Genomic DNA, 16,521 nt, shown 5'->3' with positions numbered 1-16,521 from the left:
CCTCTGAATAAATTGAGTTTATAGGTATTTTGTTACTGAGAAATAGAAGGTGGAGCTGCGCTTGTCATACAGCTCAAATCCTTCGGAAGGCCCCAGTTCCGGGTGGTAGAAACGGCCGCTGTTGTTATGGCCAATGGCCAATGTCCAACTCTCGGCAGGCATCCATCCCAGTTCCTGGGCAAAGGTGAATTGGTCATCCATACGACGACCACGGTAATTCTTCGACATCCGATAGCGGCCGCTGATATCCAGGTACCAATTACTGGCAAACTGCCAATAGGCATCGGCCACCAGATCGACCTGATGTTCAATCAGCACCCGCTCACCGGCGGTCTTGTACTTGTAGGCGTTGTACCTGTATCTGGGAGACAGGTAGAAGCTGAAGTTGCCCTCAGGGCGATAGAAGAGATAAGCCGCCACTCTGGGGGCATACTCCAGCCTATCCAGCTTGGTGTAATGCGCCGCCGGCAGATAAACACCGACACTGCCCTTGAGCGACAGGGTATCGGTCAGGGAATAGAGTGGCGTTCGATACTCGAGCAAGGGGTCAAAAAAGCTCGACTCCCTACCGTGCAGCGTCTCTTTTTCACCGCCAAAGGTCAGCAGCACACTGCCCCAATCACTGTTGTAATCGACTCTGGCATCCAGGCTATAAGCCCGATACGCATCGAAGGCCGACTCACTGTAGACATTGCGGGTATAAGACGCATTGAAATAGGCAGTCCATTCGCCGAATTCTTCCTGTTTGAGTTCAAACTCATTAACCGCCTGAGCTTGTCCCGCAAGCAATAGTAAGCCCAGCAAAGGGAAGCTCGTCTTTGCTTTTTTACTTTTTATTATGCGTGACAAGGCCAGATCGCGGTGATATTTACCGGATCTCATATTTAAAAGCCTTAATTTATTTAAAACGAATTAATCTGGAGATAATTCCAGTCTAAGAGGTACTGCCACGAATAGGTTTTACCCATTCGAGGAGTAATTGCGCCCAATAGGGCATCCAACCAAAGGAAAGTTGCGGGACACCCAGGTTGGGAATACGGGGCCCGCATAAGAACAAAATAAACCAACTGACTGTAATGGCTTTAAACACTTCGGCCAAGACGGCGTTATCCGCCAGTTTAACGGCCATAATACAAGGCAAGGAGAGTGAATAGATTGCCAACTGATTTACCGGTGACGCGTTCTGTTTGGCAATAGATATCAGCGTATTAACTTCTTCAAACTCATTAGATATCGCTGCATTAGAAAAAGCCAAAAACAACAGCAAAGGCATGGCCAACTTGACCAAGCTCTGCAATTTACTATTCGACTTATTTCTCTTATTCATGTGATTTTCCGCCGCCCCAAACGGAATAGCGTCTCGATATTAGCTCGAATGCATTCAATACATATTGTTACTTATGTAAACAGCATAATCATGAAAAACACAGTGATCAACACCAACACTTAATGACTAGTCTAAATAGATTAAAAACTGGGTATATATCATAAAAAACATCATAAAAATAAATTAACCCTGGCAAATTAACACCAATGTAAAACATAATCAAAACATCATAAAAACATTAATGCTTCACTATATTAAGCATGATGTTTTGTTTACTTACAAAAAAGCCTCCTTAATTAAGGAGGCCATTCTGTAACTAATTAAGCACTGTTACGACTTGACGTTGGTACTCTCAAAAATCTTATCTGCCGAGGCAGCAACAAAGCCGGTATAGAGTTCACCATCGGCTTTGGGATAACGCAGGGCAAATTCATAGAAACAACTGGGGATCTCTACCGTCTTGTCATCGAAGGCGACGGGGATTCTGTCGGCCATGGTGGAAGACTGTTCCAGCAAGACTTCGGCCGAGCCCTTGATCTCACCGCCAACACTGTTGAGGGTAAAACCAGCCTCCTTGAGCGCGGTATTGACGGCAGCCAGGGTGCTGAATTCGGCCAGGTGGTTCACAGACACGGTAAAGTGGTTGGCACGATAACCAAAGGCGGCAACCCAGGCAGCATACTCACTCTCGGCGAGCAGGGCTTGGTAGGTGTCATAGTCAAGCTGCCAGTGTCTGCCTGAATAAGTAAAGTTATCTGCGGTCAAAGCCTGGGTTGGGATCTGCTCAACCAAGTCGGCAACCCGCTGTTGCAACTCTGGGCTGAACTCTTCCACCAGCAGCTCAGAAATAAAGACCTTGGGCTGAGTCGGGTCCGGATGCTCAAAGTGCTTTGCCACCAGCTTTTTCTGCTCAAAGCGATAATCGCCGCAAGCCACATAGCCCAGCGCTTCGAAATGGGCTGCCAGCACATCCAAGCCCACCTTGGGCAGATTGAATGTACGCAAGGCGATATGGTCGTTAATAATCGCCTTGCCTTGCCCCAACAGCTGGTGCACTTTGGCCGCCGATGGCGTCATCTTGATATAGTCCTGCCACATGGCATTGAACAGCGCATTGATATCTGTATGCATGGTTATTCCCTGTGTAATGCAGTTTGCCCAAAGGCAAATGGTATGTTCAAAAAAGGGAAGCGCCACTGCGCTTCCCTTCACTGTCAGAGGCTAAGTCCCGGACTCAATGCCTGTGGCAAACTCAGACCATCGGCCTCCATGGAAGCCACGGGATAAGCACAATAGTCGGCCGCATAGAAGGCGCTGGCTCTGTGGTTACCCGATGCCCCGACACCGCCGAATGGCGCCGCACCTGAGGCTCCGGTGATCTGCTTGTTCCAGTTCACTATGCCGGCACGAATCCGTGCTAGGAAATAGTCATAGTCTTCACGGCTATCGGCCAGCAATCCGGCAGAAAGGCCATAGCGGGTATCATTGGCCAGCGAAATCGCCCGGTCAAAGCTGCTGTAACGCACCAGTTGCAACAAGGGTCCGAAATACTCTTCATCGGGCAGTTCAATCACCTCGGTAACATCAATCAACCCTGGAGACACCAGGCCGGTACCGCTCTCAATATGGGTTAGTTCCACCAGCGAGACCCCGCCGAGATTCTGCAGATTACGCTGCGCCGCGACCATTCCCTTGGCTGCTGCTTCAGAGATCATCGAGCCCATAAAGGGCTGAGGTTCGGCATTCCAAGGGCCGACAGCTATCGCTTTGACCGCCGCAACCAGTGCGGCAATCAAAGCATCGCCCTGCTCACCTTTCTCTATGTAGAGTCGGCGGGCACAGGTACAGCGCTGGCCACTGGAGATATAGGCAGATTGAATTATTTCGTGCACGGCCGCCTTGATATCACTGATCCCTTTGACGATGAGCGGATTGTTACCGCCCATTTCCAGGGCAAGGATCTTGCCCGGATGACCGGCGTACTGCTGATGCAGCAAGTGGCCGGTGCGGGAGCTGCCGGTAAAGAACAGACCATCAAGCTGAGGATGTGAAGCCAGCGCTTTGCCGGTTTCCACTTCGCCCTGCACCAGATTGATAACCCCGGCGGGCAGGCCGGCTTTCTCCCACAGCTTGAGCATCAGCTCTGCCACTTTTGGCGTCAGTTCCGATGGCTTGAATACCACGGTATTGCCCGCCAGCAGAGCCGGTACTATATGGCCGTTGGGCAGATGCCCAGGGAAGTTATAAGGCCCGAAGACCGCTACTACGCCGTGTGGCTTGTGTCTCAGCACGGCCCGCCCGGCAGGCAGTTCATTTTCAGTTTCGCCGGTACGCTTGTGATAAGCCGCGACCGACAGACCGATTTTGCCTATCATGGCACCCGCCTCGGTGGCCGTTTCCCACAGTGGCTTGCCGGTTTCCTGCGCTATGGTGTCGGCGATTTCCGCCTTATGGGCTTCCAGCTGATCGCGATAGGCCTCTATCACCTGCAAGCGGCCGTCAAAGCCGAGCATAAACCAGTCAAACTGCGCCTCTCTGGCGGCTGCAACGGCAGCTTCAACTTGAGCCGGGGTAGCGGCATTACCCTGCCACAGGGTTTCGCCGTTGGCCGGGTTGCTTGAACTCATTGCCTGGCCTTCGCCAGCGAGCCATTGGCCCTTGATAAATTGTGTCATTATGCTGTTCCTATATTGCCAATACCCTGACCGATTGCCCGTCTGCCACCAAGAGTGCGGCGGCCAACTCGCTCGACAGGATCACTTCTTCACTGTCGTCTGTCAGCGCCAACTTGGCCGAACCGGCACGGTAGTCTGCCAAATGGGTGTTGGAGAGAATAAAGCTGTCCTTTGATTGGGGCATATCGCCGATACGCACCGTCAGCAGGCGACTCTCGCGCACGGAGCGAATGTCCGCCAGATTGCATTCAACCGTGGGGCCACCATCAAAAATATCCACATAGTTGCGCCAGCGGAAACCTTCCGCCTGTAACAGGCTCAGGGCCGGGCGTGTATTGGTGTGCACTTCACCGATAACCTTCTGCGCCGCTTCGGGCAACAGGCAGACATAGACAGGGCTGCGGGGCATCATCTCGGCCATAAAGGCCTTCTGCCCCAGACCTGAGAGGTAATCGGCTTGAATAAAGTCTATGCCGAGGAAGTTTTGCTGCAGCCAGCCGTAGAAAGGGGAATTACCGTTTTCATCGCTGACCCCGCGCATCTCGGCAATAACAGTTTCACCGAACCGATTGGCATGCTGGGCCAAAAACAGAAAGCGGCTGCGTGACAGCATGCGGCCATTGTTGCCCTTGCGGTAGGAGTCTCTCAGAAACAGGGTGCAGAGCTCGGCGGCACCAGTGTAGTCATGACACAGGCTGAGGGTTTCAACCTCGTTACGCACTTCTATCTGCGACGAATGATAAACCTCTGTGCCCAAACGGTAATGGTAGAAGGCATCTTCCATTCCCACCGCGGCTTCCAGACCACAGGTGCCCACGACCTCCTGGGTCTCTGTGTCTTCCAACACCATGAGGTAGCCTTCATCAAAAGGCGTTTCCACCGCCTTGGCGAAAGAAGCTTCCGAACGGGCAATCTTGCGGGTCAGCAGCTCATCATTGACCGGCAGCGAGGTGAATCCATGGCCCGATTCTTCGGCGATACAGCGCAGCGCCGGGAAATCTGAGGCTCGGATAGGCCGTATGATTAACATGGTTAAATCTCCACTCATCCACAGTTGCTGCTCCGTCGGGCCGGCCCGTCAGAACAGCAGCTGTGAGTCTATTGCGCTAAGTGGGCCTGGGCCCACGGGGATCAGGCGGCAACCACCTTGGCGACCGCTTTTTCAAAGCGTGCCAGACCCTCGGCAATATCACTTTCAGGGATGATCAAAGAAGGAGTAAAACGAACCACATTGGCACCGGCCATCAGTGTCATCAGGCCATTGTCGACCGAGGCCAACAGAAACTCACGGCTGCGTCCCTGATACTGTTCATTCAACACGGCGCCGAGCAACAGTCCCTTGCCGCGTACCTCGGAAAACACCTGGTACTTGGCATTGATTTTTTCCAGGCCATCACGCAGCAGTTGCTCACGACGCTTAACGCCCTGCAGCACTTCGGGGGTATTGACTAGATCAAATACCGCGTTGCTGACGGCGCAGGCCAGAGGGTTACCACCATAGGTGGAACCATGAGTGCCCACTTTAAGATGAGCGGCAATCTTGTCAGTGGTCAGCATGGCCGCGATGGGGAAACCGCCGCCCAGAGCCTTGGCAGTGGTGAGAATGTCCGGCACTATATCTGTCCCCATGTAGGCATACAGCTCGCCGGTACGACCAACGCCGGTTTGCACTTCATCGAACACCACCAACGCATTGTGCTTGTCGGCCAGTTCACGCACCTTGGCCAGAAACTCTGGAGTGGCGTTTATGATACCGCCCTCACCCTGCAGCGGCTCCAGCATGATGGCACAGGTCTTGTCCGACACCGCGGCTTCCAATGCGGCAACATCGTTGAATGGCAGGTGTGTGATCCCCTGCGGCTTGGGGCCAAAACCATCTGAGTAGGCGGCCTGGCCACCGACACTGACGGTAAAGAAGGTTCTGCCGTGGAAGGCCTTGTCGAAGGCGATAATCTGATCTTTTTCGGCGCCGAAATTATCCAGAGCATAGCGGCGGGCCAGTTTCAGGGCCGCTTCATTGGCTTCGGCACCTGAGTTGGCGAAATAGACCTTGTCGGCAAAAGTAGCGTTAACCAGTTTGGTCGCCAATGCCAGTGCCGGCTCATTGGTCATCACATTGGACAAGTGCCAGAGTTTTTCGCCCTGCGCCTTAAGCGCCTCAACGGCGGCTGGATGACAGTGGCCCAAACAGTTAACTGCAATACCACCGGCAAAGTCGACATACTCTTTGCCTTCCTGATCCCAAACACGACTGCCATCGCCACGAACCGGGATAACGGGTGACGGTGCATAATTAGGCACCATGACTTCATCAAACTGGGCACGTGTCAAATTCATGTTTACACTCATTCCTTCTCATCCTTTGTGTTGTCGGCGGCTCTGTCGGCCACCGTTTTAAGCAGTTAATCTTTATTTTTTGTGAGTAAAACTGCACTTACTTGTGTTGCTTAGGTGTCATTATTAGCGAAATTGTGATCAAAATACCAGTTTGATCAATATGCAGGAGCAATGCCTTGGCCTATAAGTGCATAAAGATCTGAGTTTGAGAATTAAGCAGGCAAATATCTGCCGTTTAACGGCATAAATAGTCACAAAAAATCTCAACTGACACCGAATCCGTTAACTATTCACCTATTTTGAATAGTTAACGACAATCATAACAGTAGATTATTGCGTATAAAAGCAGCGATTTGGCCCCTGGCTTCCATGGCCTCGGGCAAGAGTTCAAATAGTGGAAAGACATGAGGCATATTGAGGTAGAAGCCAGCTTCTATCCGGCCTCCGTCGCGCAATACCGCCTGTTGCAGGCGCTCGGCATCCTGTAGCAGCAGCTCACGGGTACCGGCCAGCAGCAAGATGGGCGGCAAGTCCTTAAAGCAACCATAAAGCGGCGAAACCCGCTCAGACATGGGGTTACTACCGGCGAGATACGCCCCTCTGAGTCTGAGCAGTGATTCAATGGTGAACAAGGGATCATCGGCAGCCAGTATGCGCTCGGTATCACCTGTGATGGCGAGATCCAGCGCTGGAGAGAGCAACACGCAGGCTCTCGGCAACGGCAACTCGAGCTGTTTCAGCTGCAATAACAGGCTCAAGGCCAAATTGCCTCCGGCAGAGTCGCCCATCAGCACCAGTTTGCCCGGGTCACAATGCTCAAGTGTCATCCGATAAGCTTCCAGCACATCATCACAGGCTGCCGGAAACGGGTGCTCCGGCGCCAGACGATAATCGGGCACATAGCAGTCCGCCAGACTGCGCCGCATAATATCGGCCAGGAAACGGGCATGGGCATGGGGAGTCTTGAAACAGAAGCCGCCGCCGCGAATATAGAAGAGGCTGACTTCTCTTGGCTGCGGCAACTGGTAATGGATGAGCGGCGAGTGGCTCAGCGGCCAGTGCTCGACCTTGAGCTCCTGCGGCCAGCCCAACCAGCGGCGATCCATCTCCAGTAAGCGCCGGCGAATGCCGCACAGAGGCACTTTGGCACTGCCGCGACTGACCGATGGCCGCGCCACATAAGTTAACAACCGGTTCAATACCGAGGCTTGCCAACTGGGCATAGCTCCTCCATGGAAGGCCTACAAGCTCCGCAACGGCTTAAAGCAGCTCGGGTTTGCGGTAATTCTGGCCTTTGAGACGAATGAGTTCCTGTTCCGTGAGCTCATGATACGCCATCATGATCCGCCTGTCCCTGAATTCCAGTTGCCGCATCTCTTCCAGTAAAAAACACTTGGCAAAACAATCGGCTTTGGCCAGCACTGCCGCATTGGGTGACAACTGACTGAAGCCAAGGGCCGTGTCCCGCTCCTTGAGCAGAGTCACCATGGCCGCATCCGCAAACCCAAGCTGGGTTGGCAGTTGCCAATTGAGTGATAGCGCATGCTGCTTGACCAGGGAATAGACCAAGGCGGCGGGGAAATCACACAGGGCTATGGCATCATAGAGCGCCTTATCCCTGTCGCTGCTCGCCTCTCTGAGCCATGAGCCGCGCAACTGCTCAAACAGCTTGGCGCTCATGGAGAGCAGCACTGAGATCCCCAGTTGCTGCATCAAGGAAACCGCGTACAGCATTGGGGCATCCAAGTCATGCAACTTGGCCAGGGTTCTGGCGGCAATGCCCTGCACCTGAGAGAACCGCCATAGCTTGCGCACAGTCCAAAGCAAACTGGCGTGGCCTGTAGGCAGCCAATGACGACAGCTGTAGTAAGGGATCAATACCCGCAAGTGCTCAACGCCTATATAGCTGAGCACCAGCTTGAGATCTGTCAGTTGCACATCCAGATTCTGCGGCCTGCGGGTCCTGAAGGAAGGGCTGTTCACCAGAGAACTCAAGTCTCTCACCAGCCAACTCTGCTCGGCAACGACCGGACGAAGGCGTGCCAGATCAAGCCTTGGGTGCTGCAATAACTCCAGCAGCAAGATCTGTTTATCTGTGATGCCCGACAGGCGTGTCACTTCTTCGATGGAAGCCAGACGGTTGCCAAGCTCAGCCGCCAGGGTATCGGTCAATTGAGCCGACACTCTTTGATAAAGCGCCTTGGCCTGTTGCTGCCTGGCGAGCCGCTCCAGAGTCGCCTCGCGTTCAACCTCAAGCTTGAAGGCCACCGCCTCCAGCTCAGGTTCAAGCTCATCGTCACCACTGTCAATGCGTTGCTTGCCCAGTATCAACTGCTGATACAGACGCTGCTCTATCTCTATTACACTGCCGGGTTTGACCCCACCCGCTACCGACAAGCCCAAAATGTTGCCTTCCTGCCACGCCCGCACCCGGGCCCTGTGTTTTTATGTTAGTCCCTTTAGGGTTATATATATAGCGGTCACACCGGCAAAATCTTGATACCAAAAAGAAACAGGCCTCGAATGAGGCCTGTAAAGTGACTATTTCAGCTCTTGTTCAAACAACTTATAGATGCGGCGATACTCGTCCAGCCAGCTCGATGGCTGTCTGAAGCCATGGGGTTCAACCGGGTAGATAGCCGTCTCAAACATCGGCTTTTCCAGCTCTATCAGTCGCTGCACCAGGCGGACACTGTCCTGGAAGAACACGTTGTCGTCCATTACCCCGCTCATGATCAGCAGCGGCTTTTGCAAGCCCTCGGCATGATAGATGGGCGAGCTGCGTTCATAGGCAATGTGGTCAACGTCCGGGGTGTTGAGTATGTTCGAGGTATAAGGCGCATTATAGTGAGCCCAGTCGGTCACAGGCCGCAGCGCGGCGCCGGCCTGGAACAACTCGGGTTCGGTAAACAGTGCCATAAAGGTCAAAAAGCCACCGTAAGAACCACCATAGGTGCCCACACGTTTGGCATCAACATTGGCATGCTGGCTCATCCATTTGACGCCATCGGCCAAGTCTTCCACTTCCGGATGCCCCATATTACGGTAGATGGCGGTGCGCCAGTCGCGGCCATAGCCTTTGGAGCCGCGATAATCCATGTCCATCACCACATATCCCTGCTGTGCCAGCAGGTTATGGAACATGAACTCACGGAAATAACCGGAAAACCCATAATGGGCATTCTGCAGATAACCGGCACCATGATTGAAGATCACCGCCGGATATGATTCGGCGCGATCCTTGTCGAAACCAGCCGGCAGATACACCCTGGCATAGACGTTACCTGCGCCATGGCTGGAAGGCACGGCAACCACCTCAGGCGCCTGCCAAGGATAGCTCTTGAAGCTGTCGCTGGTGTAATGGGTCAGTTGGGTCAGCTCACCGCCTATGGCTTGAATATAGAGCTCATCCGGCTGGGTCAGGCTGGAGGCGGTCAACAGCAGCGAACGGCCATCCGGGCTCAGGCTGTAGTCGAGCACTCCGTTCCACTGGGTCAACTGCTCATCCTTGCCGCTACTTATCTCAACCCGATAAACATTGTACTTGCCGGGGTGTTCTTTGTTGGCCTTGTAGTAGATATAACGATTATCCGGGCTCAGAGTGATGTCACTGACCACGAACTTGCCCGAGGTCAAAGCCCGCGCCTTGCCACCGAGCGGCTTGAGATACAGCTGCGAATAACCGCTCTCTTCCGACAGGTAGTAAAGGGTTTCGCTGCCGGGTAACCAACCGTACTGATTGTAGTCATAGTTGACCCAGGCATCGTCATGCAGTCTGTGCTCAGTGACCAGCTTGCCCTTGGCCAGATCGACACTGGCCAGCCAACGGTCTTTGTTGTCCACGGCTTCCAGCATTACGGCCAAGCGCTTGCCTGAGTCTTGCCATTGAATGGCGCTCTGACTCCAGCCCCAATCCTGCATCAGTTGGATCTTGCGCGGGACTTTTTCACTTTCGTAGCGTTCCCCCTTCGCCTTGGCGTTTTCTGCCTTGACGCCGGCCAACACATCCTGGTTGTAGCCGAGCAAACCTTCGATGGTTATCTCTTTCTTACTCTGCTGCTGCAAGTCCAGCAGTACCAAGCGCTGCCCTGGCGCCTTGTCTTCAGCCACTCTGGCTCGCACGGGCACAGGATCGACATAGCCATCTTTACCAAGATAGTTGGGCATGATGTCATGCTCGCCACGCCAGTTGTAACTCTTGTCCTGCAACGCCAGCAGCACATAGCGTCCATCCGGCGACAGGCTCAGTTCCACCAGCTGCTCACTCTCACCCAGATACCAAGGCTTGGCCGACAGGGTCGGGTCTTCATTCCGTAACTGCTGCTGATACGTCTCCCGAGCCTTGGCGTTTTCCTGCTGTTTGGCCACATAGCGGATCAGCTTGTGTTGCTCCTTGGCGAGATAAGTTTCCGGCTCTTTGGTCTGTGCCGGCTCTTTGGTCATCTTGATATCCGCGAGTTGCTCCACAAGGCCTGAGTCTGCATGCAATCTGAATATCTGCCCCGCCTGCCAATAGGCAAGATCGCCATTCGCTAAAAAACGCAGCCCTTCAACCTTGGTATTTTGCCGGGTCAACTGAGTGATCTCACCGCTATCGAGCGCCTTCACGAACAGGTTGCCCTGATAGATATAAGCCTTGCGGCGTTTATCCGGGCTCAGAACACCGTCTCGTTGTGAGACGGTATGCAGTTCAGACAACGCCAGCTCCTGCGCCTGTTTGTCTGTCACTCCCTGACGATAGTAACTGCGCAGCACAGATGCACTCTGCTGGCGGGCGAACAGCACAGCGTGGCTGTCATCGCTCCAGTAGGCACCTTTGGGGGCGAGTCCCATCCAATCGGGATCCGCCATAATTTGATTCAGAGTTAACGGCTTGTCGGCCACAGGAGGCGCTGCCAAGGGTACTGTTTGGCTGGGGTTGGTGATCTCTTGGGTGGTGAGTTGCGGCTCGGTGGCGGCGCAGCCGCTGAGAACGGCCAGAGTCAAAACACTCAGACCGGCATGACGCATCAGGCTTTTCATCATCCTTCCTTTTTTATAGTTATCTTGGCCGCCGGGAAGCGACATATGACAGAAAACAAGCGATTGCGGCCTGTTATACCATATTTGCCAGAGGATGTTGTTCTGCAAAAGCTGAAAACTTGTAAAGGCTTGTTAAGGATGGAGCCTTGGTACGAATCCGGGACTGACTCACTGCTCCTTAAGCCAGACGCAGGAAATTATTGAGCAGTTCAAGCCCCTGTTGGGTCAGAATGGATTCAGGATGAAACTGCACGCCGTAGAGGCGTTTTTGTGCATGGCTGATGGCCATGATTTCCCGCCCGTGTACCGGGTCATCATACCAGGCATCCAGACTGAAGCCTTCGGGCACGCTGTCAATCAGCAGCGAGTGATAGCGGGTCACGGTCAAGGGGTTGGCCAGACCTTGAAACAGCCCGCGACCATTGTGACTGATTGCCGATGTCTTGCCATGCATCACCCGCTTGGCCCGAACCACCTTGGCACCGAATACCTGAGCCAGCGACTGGTGTCCAAGACAGACACCCAAGATAGGCAACTTACCGGCAAAATATTCGATGGCGGCCAGCGAGATCCCCGCGTGATCCGGGCTACAGGGCCCGGGAGAGATCACCAGATAATCCGGCGCTAGCTCGCGGATCTCATCGAGCCCAATCTCATCGTTGCGCTTGATAACAGGCTGCTGCCCCAACTGCTGAAAATACTGCACCAGATTGAAGGTAAAGGAATCATAGTTGTCGATCATCAGCAGCATATAACGGGAACCGATTGATTTAAGAGATAGGGCTTACAGTGCCGCAAACAAGATACCGCTGTAGGTATTCCATCTTTTTTCAGGCGCCATCTTTTTGCGCACGCTATGTTACGTTTAACGCTGAGCAGGTTCAACCTGGGGATGAACAAGGATAGCTTTATTCGGTCAGCTATTGGTTCATTCAAACGACAAACTTATTGTATCCTGAATAATAGATGCCTTGGGCCGGTTCTCCTTGATGCCAGTTCAATCCTTACCCTCATACCTGAGTCTGTCAATAACCAACCTGAATGCCGAACTGATATTACGCCGCCCGGAATAACACAGGCAGTATCCTTCAAACGGCGGACACCAATCGGCCAACACCCGCCGAAGGGATCCATTCTCTATCTCTTCCGTCACTTCGGCTTCGGTAACAAAGGCAATGCCGTGCCCGGCCTTGGCCGCTTCAATACACACATCACTCTCACTGAAAATAAAGGGGCCGGATACATGTTTGACTATCTCTTCGCCCTCTTTTTCAAACTCCCAGTCATAGACGGGTGCATGAGCATGAAACCTCAATACTAGGCAAGCATGCTCGTCCAAGTCATGGGGGTGCTTTGGCACGCCATGGCGTTTGAAGTATTCAGGGGTGGCCACGGCTGCCAATCGCACAGCGGGGCCAATTTTCACGGCAATCATGTCCGGGCCGACAAACTCCCGCAGCCTTACCCCGGCATCGAAACGTTCTTCGGTCAAATCCGTGAGGCGACTTTCCAGATTCAGCTCAATCTGCACTTCCGGGTAGTCACGCACTATCTGTGACAACTTGGGCCACAGCAGGGTTCGCAGCGCAGGTTTACTGGTAGCCAGTCTCACCAGCCCTCTAGGGGCATCACCCAATAGTCGCAACTCTTCAATTCTCGCATTGATCATCCCCAGCCCGGGCTTGAGGGCCGCCAACAATTTTTCACCTGCATCTGTGGTGGACACTTTACGGGAAGTACGATTGAGTAATTTGATACCAACCCCCTCTTCCAGGCGCCTTATTGCATGGCTGACCGCGGATTGAGACAGCTCGAGTCGGGTCGCCGCGCGAGTAAAACTGCGCTCTTCAGCGACCGCCATAAATAGAGTTAAATCACTCAATTCTTCCCGCTTCATATTATTCCCCTGCTTGGCCTTCAGCTCACCAAATCAATCAAATATTCACAAGAATACTTCGAAAACTGGGCCAATATAACCGAAAAACATCCGTTATTAATGAATTGGATTCATAGTTTCAATGAATTTAGAGCGCTTGTTACCACAGGCGTCCAGGCCTATTCTGCTGGTCATAAATTCATCCAACAACGGCTACCAGCGCCAGCTACTCCTGAGGGGAAATTCTCAATCTATGAGCCATTCAGTTACAGATCCGCTTCCAACCACTGAAGATACCGCCTGCTGGAGTGGTGTCTTTGCCATGTCGTTATGTGTCTTCGTCCTAATTGCGTCTGAATTTATGCCGGTCAGCCTGTTGACTCCTATAGCCTCATCCCTGCAGATAACCGAAGGAATGGCCGGCCAAGGGATAGCCATTTCCGGCATATTGGCCGTGGTGACCAGCTTACTTATCCCGGTACTGGCCGGTAAGGTAAACCGTAAAACACTGCTTCTGGGACTGACAGGGCTGATGGGGATTTCCGGCCTCATCATAGGTCTGTCCGATAGCTATGCCAGTTACTTGCTGGGCCGGGCACTGATCGGTGTCGTCATAGGTGGATTCTGGTCCATGTCGGCGGCTATTGCCATGCGCTTGGTACCGAGTGAACAAGTCCCCAAAGCGCTGGCCATCTTCAATGGCGGGAACGCCTTGGCGATGATTTTGGCAGCCCCTCTCGGCGCTTATCTGGGCTCAATGCTTGGTTGGCGTGGCGCCTTTCTCTGTTTATTGCCAATAGCTGTCATCACCCTGATTTGGCAATGGCTTAGCCTGCCGTCCATGCCGGTTAGAGAGCGTTCAGCGAGGATCCGCGGCACTTTTGCGGTACTGGGCTTGTACGCACTCCAGTAGTACTGGCCGGTATGCTGGCGATTGCCAGTTTGTTTATGGGGCAGTTTACCCTATTCACTTATGTTCGCCCGTTTCTGGAAAGCGTCACACAAGTGGCTGTAAAGCCATTATCCCTGATCCTGTTGCTCATAGGCCTGGCCGGGCTCATAGGCACCAGCCTTATCAATGGGGCTCTGAAACGACAATTTTATCTGACGCTGAAAATCATGCCCTTGTTGATGGCCGTCAGCGCACTCGGTTTGGCGTTCTTTGGCACTCAATTGATCTCGGTGATTGTGTTGTTACTCCTCTGGGGACTTATCGCTACAGCCGCCCCTGTGGGTTGGTGGGCCTGGGTGCCACGGACTATTCCGCAATCGGCCGAAACAGCCGGTGGCCTGATGGTCGCAGTCATTCAGCTCTCTATCGCCTTGGGTTCTACCTTGGGAGGTGTGTTATTCGACATTGGTGGCCACCAACTCTGTTTTGGTATCAGCGCCCTGCTGCTGTTGCTATCCACAGCTTTGGTCGGGGTAACACAAGGCTACGAAACCCCGAAAAGCCAAAAGGATAGGGTCTGACGATGACATGGACAAAGCCTTTGACCAATACAGCCTGTTTAAAGATAACCAAGGCATTTATGTTTGTCCTGCCTTTCCTTGGAGGACAAATGTCTCTGGCTCAAGACCAGTTACCCACTCAGATTGAGGAGACAAAAATCATGCACAGCATAACTCTGTTACTGGGCGGCAAAACCCTGGTCGCGAGCCTGGAAGACAACTCTGCCAGCCGGGATTTTCTTGCCTTGTTACCCCTTGAACTTGAACTGAGCGACTATGGCGCCAGTGAGAAAATCGCGGACTTACCCAAAAAGCTCTCCACCTTGGATGTCCCCAGCGGACATTCGGCCAAGGTTGGCGACCTCACCTATTACGCCCCTTGGGGAAATCTGGCCATTTTCTATCGTGATCACGGCTACGCCCAAGGCTTGATCCCGCTAGGGCGGATAGACACTGGCAAAGAGCTGATGAAATTTTCAGGCAAGCAGGAAATTCGCATAGAAAAATCGGGGCTTATCGAAAGTAAACAGCTCAAGTCTCACTCTAACAAGGAGTAAAGCAATGAAACTCAACTTCATATTCACTTGCACATTATTGCTTATTTCGCTGCCAAATGTAGCAGCGCAGCCAAAGCAAAGTATCTCAGAAGCAGGTTCCCGGCCTTCAATTGCCGGGCCAGAGCAATTTTTCACTGGTGCAGCACGTATCGACCCACTGTTTCCTGCGACCGATGAAATCAATGCATCTGCAGCCTATGTCACCTTTGAGCCTGGTACCCGCACAGCCTGGCATATCCATCCCAAAGGCCAACAAATTATTGTGACTCAGGGCGTAGGCTACACACAGGAATGGGGCAAACCTCGACAACAGATAAAGCCAGGCGATGTGATCTGGTGTCCTGCAGGCATAAAGCACTGGCATGGCGCAGCTCCCAAGACTGCGATGACACATCTTGTGGTCACGGGTCAAGACAATGAAGGCCGTAATGTCAGTTGGTTGGAAAAGGTCAGCGATGAACAGTATCTGGGACAGGATCAAGCAGACAAGACAGGGAAGCACCCATGAAACCCGGGATTAGTTATTGGCCGCTGATACTGTGTCTTTGCATCCCAATATTTCAGACTGCCGGACAAACACCCCATACGTTCCAATCGAGGACACCCACTATGACAGAACCAGAGCCTTTAACCTCAAGACAGCAAGCGATAGTACCTATTGCGGCTTTTGCCGCCGAAGGTAACTTGGCCAAGCTGGATACCGCCCTGGAACAGGGACTGGATGCCGGACTCACCATCAACGATACCAAGGAAATACTGGTACAGGTTTATGCCTACGCCGGCTTTCCCCGTAGCCTCAATGCGCTGGGAACTCTTATGTCAGTAGTAGAGACACGCAAGGCTCGCGGCGTGACAGATGAAATTGGCAAGTTGCCCAGTCATCCGCTCCCCAAAGGTGATGCGTTACTCTCAACGGGTACAGCCAACCAGACACAACTGGCTGGAGGCGTTGTCCAAGGCCCTCTGTTTGACTTTGCACCGGCCATTGATGAGTTTCTCAAGACCCATTTATTCGGTGATATTTTCAGCCGCGATAACCTGAGCTGGCATGACAGGGAAATCGCAACGCTGGCCATGTTGGCGGTTTTGCCTGGCGCTGAACCCCAACTTCAGGCCCACATAGCCATTGCCATGAATCTGGGACTAACACCTGAGCAACTCACATCTGTGATCACCGGCTTGAAGCAACTGGTGAATCAAGCCAGCGCCGAGCGCGCGCAAACCGCGCTGAACCAGCACCTGGAGCACCAGCCCTACAACCAAGAGTAACACCAG

General features: G+C 53.1%; 16 protein-coding genes. 5 read left to right on the top strand and 11 right to left on the bottom strand.

The window, feature by feature from the left end; all coding sequences use genetic code 11:
* Window positions 1-18: 18 nt before the first annotated feature.
* The 11 genes from ON072_RS16810 to ON072_RS16760 all read right to left on the bottom strand — a co-directional run bounded on the left by ON072_RS16810 (window position 19) and on the right by ON072_RS16760 (window position 13,258).
* A complete protein-coding gene (locus ON072_RS16810) occupies window positions 19-882 on the bottom strand; it encodes a hypothetical protein (RefSeq protein ID WP_186293927.1) in 864 nt (287 codons plus the stop codon).
* A gap of 52 nt (window positions 883-934) precedes the next feature.
* Window positions 935-1,327 (bottom strand): hypothetical protein, encoded by a 393-nt coding sequence (locus ON072_RS16805; protein ID WP_025889173.1) that lies wholly within the window; start codon window positions 1,325-1,327, stop codon window positions 935-937.
* Between the two features lie 330 nt (window positions 1,328-1,657).
* Entirely contained in the window at window positions 1,658-2,458 is an 801-nt protein-coding gene (locus tag ON072_RS16800) for a DUF1338 domain-containing protein (RefSeq protein ID WP_025011309.1), read from the bottom strand.
* An 83-nt stretch (window positions 2,459-2,541) separates the two neighbouring features.
* Window positions 2,542-4,002 carry a succinylglutamate-semialdehyde dehydrogenase gene (astD, locus tag ON072_RS16795; protein ID WP_025011310.1) on the bottom strand — a complete coding sequence of 487 codons (1,461 nt, stop codon included), beginning with the start codon at window positions 4,000-4,002 and terminating at the stop codon, window positions 2,542-2,544.
* A gap of 10 nt (window positions 4,003-4,012) precedes the next feature.
* Entirely contained in the window at window positions 4,013-5,032 is a 1,020-nt protein-coding gene (gene astA / locus ON072_RS16790) for an arginine N-succinyltransferase (protein WP_025011311.1), read from the bottom strand.
* A 101-nt stretch (window positions 5,033-5,133) separates the two neighbouring features.
* Window positions 5,134-6,351, bottom strand: coding sequence for an aspartate aminotransferase family protein (locus ON072_RS16785; RefSeq protein WP_109247303.1), 1,218 nt, complete (start codon window positions 6,349-6,351; stop codon window positions 5,134-5,136).
* 305 nt (window positions 6,352-6,656) lie between these two features.
* Window positions 6,657-7,562, bottom strand: a complete 906-nt coding sequence (locus ON072_RS16780) for an alpha/beta hydrolase (protein WP_071239090.1) — start codon at window positions 7,560-7,562, stop codon at window positions 6,657-6,659.
* Between the two features lie 37 nt (window positions 7,563-7,599).
* The gene (locus ON072_RS16775; protein WP_274626108.1) at window positions 7,600-8,742 is read right to left on the bottom strand and encodes an HDOD domain-containing protein; all 1,143 of its coding nucleotides are present in this window, start codon (window positions 8,740-8,742) and stop codon (window positions 7,600-7,602) included.
* 138 nt (window positions 8,743-8,880) lie between these two features.
* Entirely contained in the window at window positions 8,881-11,361 is a 2,481-nt protein-coding gene (locus tag ON072_RS16770) for a S9 family peptidase (RefSeq protein ID WP_261752673.1), read from the bottom strand.
* 178 nt (window positions 11,362-11,539) lie between these two features.
* On the bottom strand, window positions 11,540-12,112 hold the full coding sequence (locus ON072_RS16765; protein ID WP_261752618.1) for an aminodeoxychorismate/anthranilate synthase component II: 573 nt from the start codon (window positions 12,110-12,112) through the stop codon (window positions 11,540-11,542).
* Window positions 12,113-12,358: 246 nt separating this feature from the next.
* On the bottom strand, window positions 12,359-13,258 hold the full coding sequence (locus tag ON072_RS16760) for a LysR family transcriptional regulator (RefSeq protein ID WP_025011314.1): 900 nt from the start codon (window positions 13,256-13,258) through the stop codon (window positions 12,359-12,361).
* Between the two features lie 232 nt (window positions 13,259-13,490).
* Between ON072_RS16760 and ON072_RS16755 the strand changes: the two genes are divergently transcribed.
* From ON072_RS16755 to ON072_RS16735, 5 genes are all read left to right on the top strand, one after another.
* Complete coding sequence (locus ON072_RS16755; RefSeq protein ID WP_261752619.1) at window positions 13,491-14,150, top strand: MFS transporter; 660 nt, start codon at window positions 13,491-13,493, stop codon at window positions 14,148-14,150.
* Window positions 14,151-14,161: 11 nt separating this feature from the next.
* The gene (locus tag ON072_RS16750) at window positions 14,162-14,710 is read left to right on the top strand and encodes a hypothetical protein (RefSeq protein ID WP_261752620.1); all 549 of its coding nucleotides are present in this window, start codon (window positions 14,162-14,164) and stop codon (window positions 14,708-14,710) included.
* Window positions 14,711-14,850: 140 nt separating this feature from the next.
* On the top strand, window positions 14,851-15,246 hold the full coding sequence (locus tag ON072_RS16745; RefSeq protein ID WP_261752621.1) for a cyclophilin-like fold protein: 396 nt from the start codon (window positions 14,851-14,853) through the stop codon (window positions 15,244-15,246).
* A gap of 4 nt (window positions 15,247-15,250) precedes the next feature.
* Window positions 15,251-15,754, top strand: a complete 504-nt coding sequence (locus ON072_RS16740; protein WP_101059276.1) for a (R)-mandelonitrile lyase — start codon at window positions 15,251-15,253, stop codon at window positions 15,752-15,754.
* 101 nt (window positions 15,755-15,855) lie between these two features.
* Window positions 15,856-16,515: a carboxymuconolactone decarboxylase family protein gene (locus tag ON072_RS16735; RefSeq protein ID WP_071239094.1), complete on the top strand. Its 660-nt coding sequence runs from the start codon at window positions 15,856-15,858 to the stop codon at window positions 16,513-16,515.
* Window positions 16,516-16,521 lie beyond the last annotated feature (6 nt).

The organism is Shewanella sp. K8 (assembly GCF_028823715.1).
GTDB lineage: Bacteria > Pseudomonadota > Gammaproteobacteria > Enterobacterales > Shewanellaceae > Shewanella > Shewanella algae.
The sequence above is the reverse complement of the archived record's forward strand: the minus strand, read 5'-3'. Positions and strand labels throughout refer to the sequence as shown.